This is a genomic window from Cesiribacter andamanensis AMV16 (genome assembly GCF_000348925.1).
GTDB lineage: Bacteria > Bacteroidota > Bacteroidia > Cytophagales > Cyclobacteriaceae > Cesiribacter > Cesiribacter andamanensis.
This window is the reverse complement of sequence record NZ_AODQ01000031.1, coordinates 1-15,056: the sequence shown is the minus strand read 5'-3', so window position 1 is coordinate 15,056 and position 15,056 is coordinate 1. Positions and strand designations below refer to the sequence as shown.

General features: G+C 55.5%; 16 protein-coding genes. 7 read left to right on the top strand and 9 right to left on the bottom strand.

The features are described 5' to 3' along the window. Positions 1 to 15: 15 nt before the first annotated feature. From ADICEAN_RS07760 to ADICEAN_RS07730, 7 genes are all read right to left on the bottom strand, one after another. A complete protein-coding gene (locus ADICEAN_RS07760; RefSeq protein ID WP_009195015.1) occupies positions 16 to 891 on the bottom strand; it encodes a M48 family metalloprotease in 876 nt (291 codons plus the stop codon). A 159-nt stretch (positions 892 to 1,050) separates the two neighbouring features. Next, positions 1,051 to 2,217 (bottom strand): thioredoxin family protein, encoded by a 1,167-nt coding sequence (locus tag ADICEAN_RS21070; RefSeq protein ID WP_009195014.1) that lies wholly within the window; start codon positions 2,215 to 2,217, stop codon positions 1,051 to 1,053. A 143-nt stretch (positions 2,218 to 2,360) separates the two neighbouring features. Further along, on the bottom strand, positions 2,361 to 3,143 hold the full coding sequence (locus ADICEAN_RS07750; RefSeq protein ID WP_009195013.1) for a hypothetical protein: 783 nt from the start codon (positions 3,141 to 3,143) through the stop codon (positions 2,361 to 2,363). Then, on the bottom strand, positions 3,140 to 3,724 hold the full coding sequence (locus ADICEAN_RS21065; RefSeq protein WP_009195012.1) for an RNA polymerase sigma factor: 585 nt from the start codon (positions 3,722 to 3,724) through the stop codon (positions 3,140 to 3,142). Before ADICEAN_RS21065 ends, ADICEAN_RS07750 begins: the two co-directional genes overlap by 4 nt. Positions 3,725 to 3,835: 111 nt before the next feature. Beyond that, the gene (locus ADICEAN_RS07740) at positions 3,836 to 4,795 is read right to left on the bottom strand and encodes a hypothetical protein (protein ID WP_009195011.1); all 960 of its coding nucleotides are present in this window, start codon (positions 4,793 to 4,795) and stop codon (positions 3,836 to 3,838) included. 109 nt (positions 4,796 to 4,904) lie between these two features. After that, on the bottom strand, positions 4,905 to 5,108 hold the full coding sequence (locus ADICEAN_RS07735; RefSeq protein ID WP_009195010.1) for a hypothetical protein: 204 nt from the start codon (positions 5,106 to 5,108) through the stop codon (positions 4,905 to 4,907). Positions 5,109 to 5,140: 32 nt separating this feature from the next. Continuing rightward, the gene (locus ADICEAN_RS07730; RefSeq protein WP_009195009.1) at positions 5,141 to 5,416 is read right to left on the bottom strand and encodes a hypothetical protein; all 276 of its coding nucleotides are present in this window, start codon (positions 5,414 to 5,416) and stop codon (positions 5,141 to 5,143) included. Positions 5,417 to 5,861: 445 nt separating this feature from the next. On the opposite strand from ADICEAN_RS07730, the gene ADICEAN_RS21060 reads away from it, so the two are divergent. The 6 genes from ADICEAN_RS21060 to ADICEAN_RS07700 are packed head-to-tail and all read left to right on the top strand — an operon-like array spanning position 5,862 to position 12,393. Further along, on the top strand, positions 5,862 to 6,353 hold the full coding sequence (locus ADICEAN_RS21060) for a tetratricopeptide repeat protein (RefSeq protein ID WP_009195008.1): 492 nt from the start codon (positions 5,862 to 5,864) through the stop codon (positions 6,351 to 6,353). Continuing rightward, positions 6,350 to 7,810, top strand: coding sequence for a S1C family serine protease (locus ADICEAN_RS21055; protein WP_009195007.1), 1,461 nt, complete (start codon positions 6,350 to 6,352; stop codon positions 7,808 to 7,810). The genes ADICEAN_RS21060 and ADICEAN_RS21055 overlap by 4 nt, the downstream gene beginning before the upstream one ends. Positions 7,811 to 7,828: 18 nt before the next feature. Further along, on the top strand, positions 7,829 to 9,823 hold the full coding sequence (locus ADICEAN_RS21050; protein WP_009195006.1) for a caspase family protein: 1,995 nt from the start codon (positions 7,829 to 7,831) through the stop codon (positions 9,821 to 9,823). A 23-nt stretch (positions 9,824 to 9,846) separates the two neighbouring features. Next, a complete protein-coding gene (locus ADICEAN_RS07710; RefSeq protein WP_009195005.1) occupies positions 9,847 to 11,043 on the top strand; it encodes a CHASE2 domain-containing protein in 1,197 nt (398 codons plus the stop codon). A 6-nt stretch (positions 11,044 to 11,049) separates the two neighbouring features. Then, positions 11,050 to 11,844, top strand: a complete 795-nt coding sequence (locus ADICEAN_RS07705; protein WP_040396524.1) for a hypothetical protein — start codon at positions 11,050 to 11,052, stop codon at positions 11,842 to 11,844. A 51-nt stretch (positions 11,845 to 11,895) separates the two neighbouring features. After that, a complete protein-coding gene (locus ADICEAN_RS07700) occupies positions 11,896 to 12,393 on the top strand; it encodes a hypothetical protein (protein WP_009195003.1) in 498 nt (165 codons plus the stop codon). Positions 12,394 to 12,497: 104 nt separating this feature from the next. Here ADICEAN_RS07700 and ADICEAN_RS07695 read toward each other — a convergent pair whose 3' ends face one another. Continuing rightward, positions 12,498 to 13,166, bottom strand: a complete 669-nt coding sequence (locus ADICEAN_RS07695) for a hypothetical protein (protein WP_009195002.1) — start codon at positions 13,164 to 13,166, stop codon at positions 12,498 to 12,500. Positions 13,167 to 13,212: 46 nt separating this feature from the next. Next, positions 13,213 to 13,992 carry a hypothetical protein gene (locus ADICEAN_RS07690; RefSeq protein WP_009195001.1) on the bottom strand — a complete coding sequence of 260 codons (780 nt, stop codon included), beginning with the start codon at positions 13,990 to 13,992 and terminating at the stop codon, positions 13,213 to 13,215. Between the two features lie 266 nt (positions 13,993 to 14,258). On the opposite strand from ADICEAN_RS07690, the gene ADICEAN_RS07685 reads away from it, so the two are divergent. Beyond that, positions 14,259 to 14,819, top strand: coding sequence for a sugar O-acetyltransferase (locus ADICEAN_RS07685; RefSeq protein WP_009195000.1), 561 nt, complete (start codon positions 14,259 to 14,261; stop codon positions 14,817 to 14,819). Positions 14,820 to 15,056 lie beyond the last annotated feature (237 nt).

Genomic DNA, 15,056 nt, shown 5'->3' with positions numbered 1-15,056 from the left:
GCGCCGGCGATAGGCCTATTCGGCAAAGGGAAAGAGGGATTGGATGTAGGCCCGGCTCAGGTTCTTGGGATACTGCACCTCGGCAAAGAGGCCGGTCTGGCGTCCGTTGCGGGGGGCTATATGGGTGCGAATCTGGTTCAGAAAGTGCTGGTGCAGCTGCTGATACGACATAGCCGTGCCCGACTGCAGAAGCGCCACCGCCGTTTCTACGCCCAGGTAAGCACTGGCCAGCCGCTCCTGCTGGGTGCCGTGGTGGCTGGGGGAGTTAAAGTTGTAGTCGCCGGCAGCATAGACATTGCTGTAATAGCCCTGAATCTGGCTCCAGGCCCATTGCTTGTTCAGGGCCATGTAAAAGCCACTCCAGGCATCCGCTTCCAGCTCTGAGTACATATCCCGGGTTTGCCAGCCAAAGTAATTCTGCGTACTGTGGCCAAATTCATGGGCCAGTACGCCGGCTACGGCCAGCTCGCCATACTGGCTTATGGTATAATAAAACATATGGTGGCCAAAATATATGGCCGCCTCGGCATAGGGCACATAGGCATTCTTCTGGCGGGCATTCGGTTCCAGCAGAATGTGGAGGCGCGTAGGGCAGCAGGAGAAAAACTGCTGCTGGATGGCATACTCTTCGCTCATCTTCTGGTCCCAGTAGGCGTTTTGCAGCGTGTTGGTAATGCTACCTGAGTTGGTCATGCCGGTAACAAAGCCGCTGCAGCCGCGCATGTCAATACAGGAATTGTCTGATGTGGTGGCTGCAGGGTTGTAATTAAAGGAGTTGGGATCGGTGCAGCCGGCCAGGGCATCTTCACAATCACCTAAGCCAAGCGAGCAGCAGGCCGTGAGGCACGCAGCAAATACAAGCAGAAGAGGAGAGGAAAACTGAGGCTTCATAGATCGGCAGAATACGGTAAAATTAATTGAAAAATTTGATTAATTGGCATAGTGGCCAAGCGGTTCCCACTCAAAAACAACCGCCTGCAGGCTATGAACTGCAGGCGGTTTTCCCCTCAACACCAACACCTGTTTACCTCCTCAACGCGTCTATCACTCCTAAAGCTCGCTGCCCTGCCGGGTGGCCCAGTTGCGGGTGTCCTCATCATGGGCCAGTTCCAGGGCTTCCCGGTTGTAGCGCCTGGCTGCTGCCCTGTCAACATCCTGTATGGTGTGGGCCAGCAGGTAGCAGGTGTAAAAGTTTTTATCAAGCACATAGGCTTTTTTTGCCCAGTCCAGCGCCACCTGCTTATCTTCCTCGGTCTCTGCCTGGTCAAGCCAGGTAAGCAGCGCGGAGATGAGCGATTCTGCATCAGAGGAGTGATAGCCTTCTACCAGCTGGCGGTAGTAGTCTTTGCCCCTGGCGGGATTGCCAATGCCCAGGTAGTAGAGCGATTTGCTACGGAGCTGGGCGTAGCGGAGGTCAAAAGCACCTTCTTCAAAGGCCTGGCTGTAGCTATGGTAGATGGTGGCATATTGCTCCAGCAGGCGGGTGTTCCGTTGGGCCACGGCCCGTTCCATCAGCGTATCCAGCACGGCTTCGATGTAGGGGCTCACTACCTCCTCCTGCTCCCTGAAGCTGCTCAGATTGGCCATCAGGTACTGAAAGCGGGTATGGGCAGGGTCATACACGAACTTGGTCAGCAGAAAGAGGTTGAATTCACCAGCCAGCTCTGCATTCGAGACCCCTTTCAGCAGACCCTCTGCTATGTCTCTGGCCCGGGCAAAGTCCTGCTCCCTGAGCATGCTCAAGTAGGTAGTAAGCTCCGGCTGGCTCATTTTCTTCAGGTCCGGATTCTTGCCCAGGCTGCGAAAATCCTTTACCTGCCGGCCCATGCTGATGAGCTCGGGGGCCGACATCGACCCTACTTTTTTGTAGATGATTTCCTGATTGGGGTCAAAGAACACCAGGGTGGGGTAGGCCTCCAGCTGGATCTTTTCCACCAGGGCCTGCTCTTCTTTTTCAGCATCGATCTTTACCGAAATGTAGTGCTGGTTGAAGTAGTTACCCACCTCCTTATCGGTAAATACCCGCTCCGACATGTAGACACAAGGGCCGCACCAGGTAGCGTAAAAATCTACAAACAGTAGTTTGTTTTCCCGTTTGGCGCGTTGCACGGCCCCATTCCAGTCCGTTTCAAAGCGAATACCTGTGGCAGTGCTCTCATGAATATAGCCCAGGCTCAGGGCAGCGGTAAGCAGAAGTGACATAAGCGAAAATTTCATGACCGTAGGATTTAAAGTGTTATAGCTCTTGATGTGCACACAGGGGATATGTCATCCGTCAGGCGAAAAAAATCTTAAAAAAAAAGAGCCGGTAGGGGATACCGGCTCTCAGGGATAGCTGTAGGTAGGGGTGCCTCAGGGCATTACTCCTGCTCCAGGCGTCGGAGTAATTCTGTGGACTGGGTTTGGTAGGGGCCGTCATTCTGCTGCAGGGTTTCCAGCGTCTGGCGGGCCTCCGGGCGCTTCTCCTGCGCCAGATAGGCTAGCGCCAGGTACCAGCGGGCGTCCTGCTGCTGCCGGAAGCGGAACTCCCTGGCCTGTAGCAGCGCCTGCTCGGCCTCGGCATAGCGCTCCAGTGCCAGCAGGTTAAGTCCCTGCAGAAAGAGGAGTTCGCCATCGGCTCCGGCAAGCTGGCGGGCCTTTTCCAGCAGCTGCAGGCTTGTGGGGTAGTCGGCCTGCTGATAGGCAGCGGCGGCCTGCTGCTTCAACTCAGCGCTCTCATCTTCACCCCGGGGGTGCGCCAGCTCCAGCTGGGCCAGGGGGGTATAGTAGGCGGCATACAGATCGGGGGCGCTGCTGCGGTCAGCCAGCAAAAACAGGGCTCCGGCCATGGCTAGTAGCAGCACTACTGCTGCCGCCAGCATCCAGCCGCGGCGGTATAGGGGAACGTTTTTGGGGGTATCCTCTTCCCGTCTGAAGGTGAGGGGGGAGGCAGGCTCCTGCCGGGCATCGGCCTCTTTAAAGGCCTGCACCAGCCGCATGCGGTTGTAATACTGTATGCCGGCCGTAAGGCGGGTAAATTCGGCATAGCCCGCTGCAAAGTCCGTATCCGTTTGTAGGCGGGCTTCAAAGGCAGCTTTATCGGCGGCGGACAGCTCCTGGCGGTAGTAGGCGTCGTATAGCTCGTCGCTGGTTGGCGTTGTCATGAGGCTTGCAGTAAGGTTTTGAGCTTTTGCACACAGCGATAGCGTTGGTTGCGGGCCACGGCTTCGGTCGCATAGCCCATGGCGGCCATAATGTCCCGCATAGAGGACTTGTTGTAATAAAACAAGCTGATGATCTTGCGGCAGCCCTCATTGAGCGCTTCCATGGCCCGGGCCACCTGCTGCAGGGTAGTTTCCTTCTGAAGCTCCAGTTCCTGCTCTTCCATCGCCTCATCGGCTCGGTCGTGGTACACGCTCAGGTCTTCCATAAAGGAAATTTTCTGCTTTTTGCGCTGAAATTCAAGGGCCTTGTTCTTGCCAATGGCAAAGAGGTAGGTCTTGAGGCTGCTGTTGAGCTCGCTGAGCTTCTGGTTCATCACATTCTCATAAAACAGCACCATTACCAGCTGAAAGATCTCTTCGGCCGTTTCAAAGGGCAGGCTGTAATTAGAGGACAGCCAGTAGACAAACTCGGGCTTAAGCCGGCGGTAGAGCTCAACAAGGGGAGCTTCCTGGCCACTTTTTACTTGTTCCAGCAGTAGCCTGTCTTCTTCCAGACTGCTGGCGGTACCGGGTGCAGACATAGTGAACGGGTGAGGGTACTATACGGGCCCTTCTTAAAAAGGGCACCTGATAAAAGTAGGGAAAAAAGCGAATATATGGAATCCGGTGCAGGGGGCTCCCCCTGCCAGCGGCTATTGCAGGTTAAGGGCTTTGGGCAACTTGTCCAGGGCATCATCTACATTATCAAAGATGATGCGGTTCACAAATTTCTCCCGGCCCGATTCGGTTACGCTGATATCTACCGAGTATACCCCCTGGCCAAAGCCCTTCGCAATTTCCTTGTTGGCGCTTACATAGCTGCCGGCCGAACGGGGCACCAGGTAAAAGTAGCCATCCAGGGTGGTGTTGCGCAGCTTGTTCTGGTAATTCTCCAGTGCCTGGGGGTTGTTAATGGGAATATCCCGCAGGGTAAGCAGGGCAAGCCCCAGTTTTTCGTTGTTGTGGATCTGTCCCTGCTCGCTGATCCAGGAAGCGTAAAAGGTAATGGCAATGTCCAGGTTCAGCTTGTCATTATTGGCATAGATCAGCGTCCAGGGCATGTACCAGCGGGCGGCCGGAATTTTGGCCTTGGCATAGTTGAGGTCAAGCTCACTCAGGCGCAGCTGAAAGAGCGAGTTGTTCAGCAGGTTGTAGAGGCTTTGCGGATCATCGGCCAGCTCAAAGCGCATGCGCAGGGCTACCTCCTCCTGTTTGGTCTTTTTTGGGGTAATGTAGCGGGTTAGCTCCAGGCCGCCAAACTGGATGTTTTGCGGGTCAAGGGAGCTGATGGCCGAAGGCTTGTCATAGAAGTACAGGTTGCTCTTCACCTGCTGGTAGCTGGCGGTGTATTTTTCCTGGTCTTTACGGATCAGGGTTTTAATGCCCTCTACGGCTATGGGCAGGCCTTTGCCCAGCAGGGCCAGCGCCAGGGCGCCCCGGCTGCGCTCCTCCTGCACATCCAGTGCAGAGAAGTCAAGGGGTTGGGCGCGTTTCAGGATCTTGCTTTCCAGCCGTTCGCCGGCGGTTTTATTGGCAACCGGCAGGCTGGTGCAGGCGCTGGCAAACAGGTAAAGCAGGGCCAGCAGGGGCTGCAGGGTTTTGGGTAGTTTCATAACAGAAGGGTAGTGGTTTCAGGCAGTGGATTGTGCCGGGCAGCAAAGATGCGGCAGGTAGAAAAGAAAAGCCAGCGGGTAGCTGGCTTTTCTAGTGAGAGTTGCGGTATTAGCGCGCCTGGTAGGTGTAGCTACCTTCGCGGATGGTCAGGTCAAACTGGTCATAGCAGCTTCTGGTTACAGGACCCCAGGTTACGCGGCTGCCATCTGTAAATTCAGCTACGATGTATACTTTCGTATTGCCGGCGCCCACATTTACATAGTCATCACCCCAGGGGCTTACCTGGCCTCTGTAGGTACCGTCTACATACACATCCAGCCACCAGGAGGTGTAGTTGTCTACTACTACAGAGCAGTAATCATAATCACCACGGGGGGTAGGCGCCTTTTTCTTATTGGCTGCACAAAGCCCTCAGGCTGCTGGCCTTTTACGTTGCCCTGCGGCTTGGCTACTTTGATTTCGGGGTCCGCGCCTCTGCTTTTGGTAGCTGTGCTGGCTTCGCCACCGCCTCTTTGTTGCTGGCTGGCAGGCTGCTTTGTCTGCGCATTTGAAAACTGAGTACCGGCAAATGCAAAGAACAGCATGAGCAATAGGGCGCGGAAAATGGTTTTTGTGTTCATGTGAAATTAGGGGTTTGTAGATAAATAAATTCTGCTTTTAGAATGCTTTGTACCCTTTATGCGAATTCCGGTAATACATCATCAGCCCGCCACACCTTTTTTCTTGCGGAGTTCTGATACTGGATAATGGATGGGGATTGCGAGTGCAGACGGTTGATTCTGCAACATACAGGGATTAAAGCGGGATTAAAATCGTCTCAAATCTATATTTTATCTTAGATACGAGCAAAATAATATTGGTGAATTACATTACATCTTCCGATAATAATATTTGAGTAGAGGGCTAACGTTTTGTCTACAGAAAATGTAAATTTACCTTTTGGCGCAGCTCGGTTTCTGTAGGCAAACCAATAAAGTGCTTTGCTGATGACATTCGGCCCGTGGTGGCATAAAGAGGTAGACACTACGTTTTACTTCCTTGCTTCACAACCAAAATCCACTCATTATGAACGTGTTATTGTCCCTTGCTGTTTATGTTGTTATGCTTCTGCAGGGCAGCCCGGCCAGCCTGCTGCAGGAGGGAAAACAGCAGTATCAGCAGCGAAACTTACCTGCAGCCCACACTGCCTTCACCAAAGCCATTGAAAAGGACCCCAGTCTGGTAGAGGCGTATTTTCGGCGAGGGCTGGTGAAGGAAAAAATGAACGACCTGCCCGGTGCCGAGGCCGACTATAGTGCTGCCATTGCCCTGGACCCGCTGCCGCTTTACTATAATAACCGGGGGCTCACCCGGCAGCTGCAGGGAAAAACCGCCGCTGCAGAGGCAGATTACCTGCAGGCTATAGCGCTGGATCCGGCCTATGCCCATGTGTATGTGAACCTGGCCATGCTCTATTCCGAAACAAACCAACCCGAAAAGATCTGCGATAACCTTCAAAAGGCGATCGACAACGGTTTTTTACCCGCTGCACAACTAAAATCCGAGTATTGTAAATGAGAACCCTGCTATCCCTTCTCCTGCTGCTGCTGTGCGTTGCCTACACGCCTGCCCATGCCCAAAGCACTGCTGATGTAATTGAAAAAACCCTTTCCGGCGTAGTAACGGTGGCCGTATATAAAGCCGAACCCCTGCATGTACTGCTGGGCTTCCGGGGAGAGGCAAGCGTATCGGAGCAGGCCTATACCCGCGCCCTGGACCTGAGCGGCGCCCGGGGCTCCGGCTCTGGCTTTGTCATAGAGCGCGGGGGCAAAAAATACATCATCACCAATGCGCATGTGATCCAGGAAGCCTCCAAAGATCCGGGCAGCATCTATGTGTATTCCATTGATCAGACCCGCTATGAGGTAAAGATCGTAGGGGGGGATACCTTTTACGACTTTGCCGTGCTGGAGTTTGTAACGCAGCCGGGCAAGGATATTGTGGCCTTAAAATACAGCAGCACCGAGCCGCGCATCGGCGAAAAGGTGTATGCCATTGGCAATCCCCTGGGTGATTTCCCCTATTCGGTGTCGGATGGCATTATCAGTGCCAAAAACCGGGCCCGCGGAGGCCTTACCGGCAAGTTTGGCTTTTTGCAGACCACCGCTACCCTCATCTGGGGCAACAGCGGCGGCCCGCTGGTGAACGAGGCCGGCGAGGTGGTGGGCATCAACTCCCAGATCCACTTTACCGAATCGCCCGCCGGTGGCCTGCTGTGGCAGTCGCAGCTCAACTTTGCCCTGGAATCCAAGATTGCCAGCAAGCTTACCGATGATATCCTCACCAATAAGGGACTGGTGCGCCGGGCTTATCTGGGAGTAGAATTCTCTGAATCATCTGCCTACCGCAATAACAGCCTGGTGTCTGACGAGCGGGGTCCGGTACTTACCGGCCTGGTGCCCGGCTCCCCGGCCGAAACCCGCCTGCGGGCCATGATGGGCAAACGCATCATTGCCGTAAACCAGCAGCCGGTGCGTAACCTGGAAGAAGTACTGGGCGAGCTGGAACGGGTAAAACCCAACACCAATGTAAGCCTGCAGTTTCAGGGCGAAGCCCCCATTAACCTGAGCGGACAGGAACTGAGCCCCCGGGCGCTGGAGGCCATTGCCGGCTATGTGCTGGGGTCCCTGCCCAATGTAGAGGTAGACCTGAACAGCCCGCTGCCGGCCATTTACCTGAAGAATGCCGATAATGTGTATGCCTATGGGGGTAAAAAATTCCAGGAGAAGCTGGCAGCTCCCTCGCAGGTGCGCAAGTACATGATCCTGGCCGGGGGGATCATGGACGAACATCATCCTACCATGTACGCCACTACCAAACTGTCTGATATAGGGGCGGTACTGAAGCTTACCGGCCTCTCGGGCGTGTTCGACTTCTGCAATGTGCCCGAAGGGGGTAGCGAAAGCGATGTGAGCATTAATCGCTATGTGCTGTCCAGCAAGGAAGATGTCCTGAAAAAAACGCTCTGGTATTAATCGAAATCCAATTTCCCAATGAAGTATCTGCTTACCGCTCTTTTCTCCTGCCTGCTGCTGGGGGCACAGGCCCAAAACAAACATGCCCTGATTGTGGCTGTGGGGGATTATGATCCTTCTACGGGCTGGGGCAAGATCAGCTCTCTGAACGACATTGATCTGATCAAATCGGCCCTGCAGCAACAGGGATTCAAGGATCAGCACATCAAGGTAATTACCGATGCCCAGGCCACCCGGGCGGGCATTGTAAAGGAGCTGCAGGATCTGAAGGGGCGGGTTAAGCCTACCGATATTGTCATGTTCCACTTTTCGGGCCATGGCCAGCAGATCATGGATGATAATGGCGATGAGTTTGATGGCTTCGACGAAGCCCTGGTCCCCTACGATGCACCCAAAAAATACATAAAAGGTGTGTACGAGGGTGAAAATCACCTGCGCGATGAAGTGCTGGGCGGACTGCTGGACGGAGTGCGGGAAAAAGTAGGCAAGCAGGGCGAGCTGCTGGTGGTGATCGATGCCTGCCATTCGGGCACCGGCACCCGTGGGCTGGCCGTTGCCCGGGGCACCCAGGAAGTGCTGGCGCCCGAAGGCTACAATCCCCAAAATACCTGTACCGACAACAGCTGCAACTATGATCTGGTTAGCAACAAGCCTAACCTGGCGCCCATGATCTGTTACTTTGGCGCCAGCCCGCATGAGCTCAACTTCGAAACCTTTGATGAGCAGGGCAGAGGGGTAGGGTCCCTTTCCTGGGCCTTTGCCAAAGCCATGAGCGCCAGTGGTCCCAATACCACCCACAAAAGCCTGTTTGACCGCATCAAGCTTGAAATGGCCGCTGTGGCGCCCCGCCAGACCCCGCAGATAGAAGGCAATATGAATGTGCAGGTATTCCAGGGCAAGACCGTTACCCTGCCCCAGCATTATACCGTACTCAAGTGGCTGGACGATAAAAACCTGACCCTTTCGGCCGGTACCCTGCTGGGACTCAACGAAGGATCGGAAATTACGCTCTACCCCATGGATACCCGCAATCTGGCTACGGCTACCCCCCTTGGCAAGGGTACTGTTAGCTATGCCGATATGCTAACGGCTGATGTAAGCTTTGACAAACCGATCGCCAAAGAGGTGGCACAAAAGAGCTGGGCCTTTGTAACCAGCAAAAACCATGGCAAATTAGAGGTGAGCGTAAAGCTGGATATGCAGCAGGGGGAGCTTTACACAGCCCTTACCCAAGCCATAAAACAGCGTCCTTTTATCAAAGTGGTAAGTACCAATCCCGATCTGGTGATCGATAACGGAAATGCCTTTGCCCGCGGCGAAGAGGTGCAGGTGATGAGCGCCCAGGACCATGTGCTCTACCGCCAGCCCGTGCAGGCAGTGGCCGTAACCGTAGAGCAGCTCATCACCACCATCCATTCCGTAGCCCAGGCCAAATTTCTGAAGAATATGGAGAGCCGCTCGGATAATATTGCCCTGGAAATGGAAATGATACCCGTAACCGTACGCAAAGAAGGCCGCCGGGTGGTGGTAGACAAAACACTGGATCCTGCCAGCAAGCGGGATGCCACCGGCAATCTGGTGTTTAAAGAGGGCGATTATTTTCAGATCAGGGTAAAAAGTACTGGCTATCGGGGAGCTTACTTCTCCATTCTGGACTTTACGCCCGAAAATGAGGTAAGCATCCTGGTGCCCGGCCAAAACCGCCAGGCGCAGGATTACTTCCTCAAAGCCGGCGAGACCAAAGTGCTGCCGGAGATCTTCCAGCTGGGGGCTCCCTATGGCACCGAGGTCTTCAAGCTGATCAGCACCGAGCAACCCATGGACCTGTCGTCCATCCTCGTTAGCCGGGGGGAAAACAATTCCAGAAACAGTGGAAACCCCTTTGAAGCCCTGTTCAAAGATTCCTTCAAGAGCAATGGAGATGTACAGCACCGCTCGGCCGCTACCACCAATGTGCCGCCCGATGCCGTGCATATCCAAAATGCCGTCTTTACCATAAAGCCAAACAATTAAGCCCGCTGTAATCAAAGCCTGAGATGAAGGAGAGCAAACTGTACCTGGAGGCCCTGCTGGCTACTGTGCTGGTGTTTGTGGTAATGGGGGCCCTGGCCCTGATGCCCTGGAACATTAAGGCGCTTAATCCCCTGAAGGAGATTGTAAAGGACTTCCGCTATACCGATCTGTACTACTCCCAGCTGCGGGGCAAGCCCGGCTCGGTAGATACCGCCATTGTGCTGGTAAACATTGGCAGTGCCGACCGGGCCACCATGGCCGGGCTGCTGGAAGTGCTGAATGGGTATGCCCCGGCCGCCATTGGGCTGGATGTGTACTTTCCGGAGCTGAAAAGTCCGCAGGAGGATAGCCTGCTGGCGGCTGCCCTGCAGCTAAACCGGGACAGGCTGGTGGCAGGCAATTACCTTTGGGAACAGCCGCTGGAGGCGCCGCAGGTGCTGGGCTCGGCCTCGCTCTTCTCGCTGCCTCAGAGCGGTTATCTGAACCTGGTAGGGGAGGATTCACTCAATACCACCATCCGCCACTTCAGGCCCTTTATCCGCCATGGCGAAAGCGAATACACAAGCTGGGCCACCCGGCTGGCGGCAGCTGTAGATCCCCAGGCTGTTGAGGCGCTTAAGAAAAGGGAGCGGTCGATCGAGCTGATCCATTACAGCGGCGATTGGGAGCGCTTTGTGCATTATGAAGCTGACGAGATTCTGGCGGGAGGCGTAGCAAAAAACGCCCTGGCCAACAAAATTGTGCTGCTGGGCTACCTGGGCGAGCAGGTAGGCGAAAAGCGGGTGATGGAAGACCTGCACTTTACCCCCCTGAACCCCGAGCAGCTGGGCCGCAGCAAGCCCGATATGTACGGCATGGTCATTCAGGCCAACATCATTTCCATGATTCTGCGGGGTGATTACATCAACGAAATGCCCTTCTGGCTGGAGCTGCTGCTGGCCTTTGCCATCTGCTACCTGCATACCCTGCTGTTCGTGTACTTCTTTGTGAAACAGCACCTCTGGTACCACCCCGTAGCCAAACTGGTGCAGCTGCTCACCAGCATTTTTCTGGTCTATGCCATGGTAGTGTTTTACGCCAATGCCAATTACAGCATCAATACTACCCTTATGGTGCTGGCCGTGCTGCTATCGGTTGATGTGCTCTACCTCTATGAAACCCTGGCAGCCTATCTGTACAAGAAGCGGGGCACCCACAGCTACTTTATCCATCATCATTAAAACGGCATGCGAGCTTTTTTCATCTCTCTCTTGCTGCTCTTGGGCAGTTTTATGGCTCAGGCGCAGGTATATGTGTACCATGTAAAGGGTACGGCCTATCTGCTGGAGAAGGGGCAGCAGCACGCCCTGCAACCTGAGAGTGTCCTGGCCAGGGGGCAAAAACTGTTGCTGGAAGCCAACAGCCGGGTGGTACTCATTAACCAGCAGGGCAGTAATGTGCTGCTGCAGAAGGCAGGTACCTACACTTATGCAGCAGTAGAGAAACGTTTTGCCGAGCCCCAGCCCGATGCCGGCTCGGCTTTTCTGGCCTATGCCTGGAAAAAGATCAACAAGAGCAAGCTAAAGCCCGAGCAGCAGCGCAATGCCCCCATAGCCGGAGTAGCCCGTGGCGAAGCGCTTATGCTCCAAAGCCCGGCCGATTCTCTGGTGCTTGTCGGGCCCGAGCTGCAGCTGGAGTGGCTGGGGGGCGAGGGGCCCTACTACCTTACCCTGGCCGATGCGCAGGGCAAGCCCCTGTTGCGCCTCCAGACGCCGGCTACCAGCATCCGCATTCACCTGGCCCAGTCAGGGGTTGTGCCCAATCGCCAGTATAGCTGGTATGTGAGCGAGCAGGCCCCCGGCAGCGGCACCGAACAAGGCCACAGCTTTTTATGGGTAGAGCAGGCGGTACTCCGGCAGGCTGTGGAGAACATGCAGCAGGTCTTTGCCCTGGCACCGGCCGAAGAGCTTAGTGATGCCAGCCGCCGCCGCCTGAACCAGTACCTGTTTGAGCAGCTGCTATACCGGCTGGAAACCCCTTAAGACCTGCCGGCGTCTGAGTTTTGCCCATACGCCTCAAGAACCCCCAAACCGATGAACCACGAGGAGATCTTACAACAGCTGGAGCAGGCCAGAATAGCCCATCTGAAAGAACTGGAACGCTACCGGAGCTGGTACCTGACCGCAGACCAGCGGAGTGAGGATGGATTTGAGCAGCTGGAGCGGCTGCCCGAGGGGGTCTTCTGGGTGCTGGAGCAGGAGGTGCTCTGGATGAAGGGCACTATGCCCGGCCTGCAGACACTCACCTACATCCTAAAAGCCTTTGCCCATGATGAAGCAACCGTGGGCCTGTTCTACCAGGATGTGCTGCTGCTGAAACAGCACGAGCCTGCTCCCTTTGAGGGACTTACCGTGATTGCTATGCCCGATGAGGCCTGGGCCGTATGGGGAGGCAAAATGGTGGATGTGGCCTGGGGCAATGACTTTCCAGAACTTACCTTTAATGAGCTGGGCTTCTTTGAAGAGACCCTGCCTACCGATCTTGGCATTTGCTTGCTGAGTGAAGATCGGGGAGAGGCTTCAAGGGATTAAACGCTTCTCTGGCCTATGCCCTAGCAGGGGGTACCCTGCCGGGAGAAAACAAGGCTTCACTACGCATCTGCAGAAAGAGGGACCTGCGTCTACCGGCTCACTCATCAATACAGCACCTTGAGCAGATCCACCAGCTTGCGGTCCTGTGGCAGCTGCTTGGCTACTGCCGGGGCCGAAGGGGGCAGTAGCCTGGCTTGTGTAAAGTGGCCCAGGTGCTCAAAAATATAGGCCTGCTCCCGATAGGTGCGGGCCCGGCGACTGCTCAGGGAGGCATCCCGCTTGCCATTGATCTTTATTTCAACACTTTTTCCCGCTTCCAGCTCAGCCAGCTTTATGTTGTCCCGGCGGGGCTCGCCTACCTCAAAATACCCCCATTGCAGATGGACCTCAATTTTTCCATCCTGCTCCCGCAGCTGAAAGATGTGCAGGGAGCGGGGATGGCGCAGGTCCAGGCAGGCATTGCGCTGCGGCTCCAGTTGCTGGTAGCAGCTGGGAGAAGCCAGCACGGGCAGCTCGGCCTGGGCCTGATGCCGGTCTTCCAGGCTGATGAACGTACACTGCTGAAACTGGGGGTGCTCCACAATCAGCTGCGGCAGGTAGAGAACCCCTTCCTGCACATGCCCCGAACGGGAGTAAAGGGGCTCCTGCCACTGCGAGATCGTCTTTCTGGCGTCAAACGAGCGCAATTCCTTGCCATAGTCCAGCAAGCGCCGGTGCAGCTGCACCAGGGCGATAGGTTGCCTGAATTGCCAGTCAGCAGGAGATGGGTTCATCTGTGTACAAACAAGGGGGTCATGCTTAAGGAGATGGTGCTTAGGCTCATTTCACCACAAAGGCATCGGTAAATTCGCTGCGGAGGCGAACCCCAAACAGGGGGTTGTACATTTCAAAGCTGCCTGAAAGGTTGTAGGTCCCTGCTTCCAGGGGGTGAACCTCTCCCAGCAGCACCCCACTTTTCAGCCACAGCTTGTTTTTTACTGCTACGGCCTGTCCGTTGCGGCGAATGCTCAGGCTGGAGTCTGGCCGGATCTGGGTGGTGGTAAAATCATAGGCATTCGGTATGATGGAAAATTCATAGACCCCTCCCAGGGCAAGGGTATCCATGGGCTTAATGAGCTGCCAGGAAGGGGGGTGGAGCACATTGCGGGGTGTCAGGCGGCGGGCGTATTCATTCAGCACGCTGTTTTCAATCAGAAAGATCTGCAACAGAAATTGCCGATAGGCCAGCGAATCGCCGGACTCCCGGCTGCGCTCCTGCAGCTGCTGCAGGCGGATGAGGGATTCGGTATCCTCAGGCTGAAAGCCCTGGTAGGCCTGAGCCAGGGCCGCCGTATAGTCGGCTGCCTCCAGGTTTCCCTGCAGGAAGTCTTTTCGCAACTCCACCAGCCCTTCGGCTTTCTGGCGTTCGGCTACATCCCGGGGACGGTTGCCCTGTGTTTCTATCTGCTCGTTCATGAGCTGCAGCAGCCGCAGGTTTTCCCTGTCCATAAACCAGGCGGTTTCCTTCAGGGGGTGCAGGTCCCGGACCGAATCCGGCGCAGCACCGTTACAGGCAGCCAGCAAGCCGGCCAGCAGGAACAAGAGTAGGCGTTTGTACATGGGGGTTACTTTTATTTTAATGCTTTGGCAGGCAATTTGTCATCCGCCTGAGCGCTGCGTGCCTCCGGTATCTTGTGAAATTGAGTCCGGATCACCTGGATCCATCCTGTCCAGAGAGTCCAGACCAAAGGTACTACCTTGCACCGGCGGGTAAAAACAAATGGGCCAAAATCAGGAAGGGAGAAGCTTGACTGAATTTCCGCTTGCAGTGTAGACCATTTTCCGTTTGGCGGGTTGGTACTTAGAAATCCCCTTACCTTACCCTTATGAAAACAGAAAAAGAAAAAATGCTGGCCGGTGAGCTCTACAACGCGCTGGACCCCCAGCTGATGGCCGAGCGCCGGCGCACCCGCCTGCTGGTGAAGCAGCTCAACGATTCGCGCGATGACGAAGAAGCCCTGCGCCGCCAGCTCCTGCAGCAGCTCATTGGGCAGCAGGGGGAGGGCCTCTGGATCGAGCCCCCCTTTTACTGCGATTACGGCAGCAACATCTCCGTAGGGGATAAGGTATTCTTTAATTTTAACTGCGTGGTGCTGGATGTAATGCAGGTAACCATCGGCAGCCATACCCTATTTGCGCCCAATGTACAACTCTACACCGCCACCCACCCCCTGGACTGGCAGGAGCGCGCCAGCGGGCTGGAGTTTGCCAAGCCCATTACCATCGGCAGCCATGTATGGGTAGGCGGCGGGGCCATTATCTGCCCGGGCGTCACCATCGGCGACCGTACGGTGATCGGGGCCGGCTCGGTGGTGACCAAAGATATTCCGGCCGATGTATTTGCGGCCGGAAATCCCTGCCGGCCTATTCGTTCTTTGGCAAACTAGCGCTACTTTTGCAGCCGGTTTGGATCTTGGAAGGCGGGCTTCCTGGCTTCCAGTCCCTTATCCTTTCTGGCTTATGAACATTGCCTACGTGTGCTATAAAAGCGCCGAGAAATTTTCGGTGATCGAAAACGAGAACGACCTGCTGCTGGGCTACCTGCAGCAACAGGGCCTGCAGATCCGCAAAGCCATCTGGGACGATCCGGCCGAAGACTGGTCGGCCTACGATCTGGTGGTGCT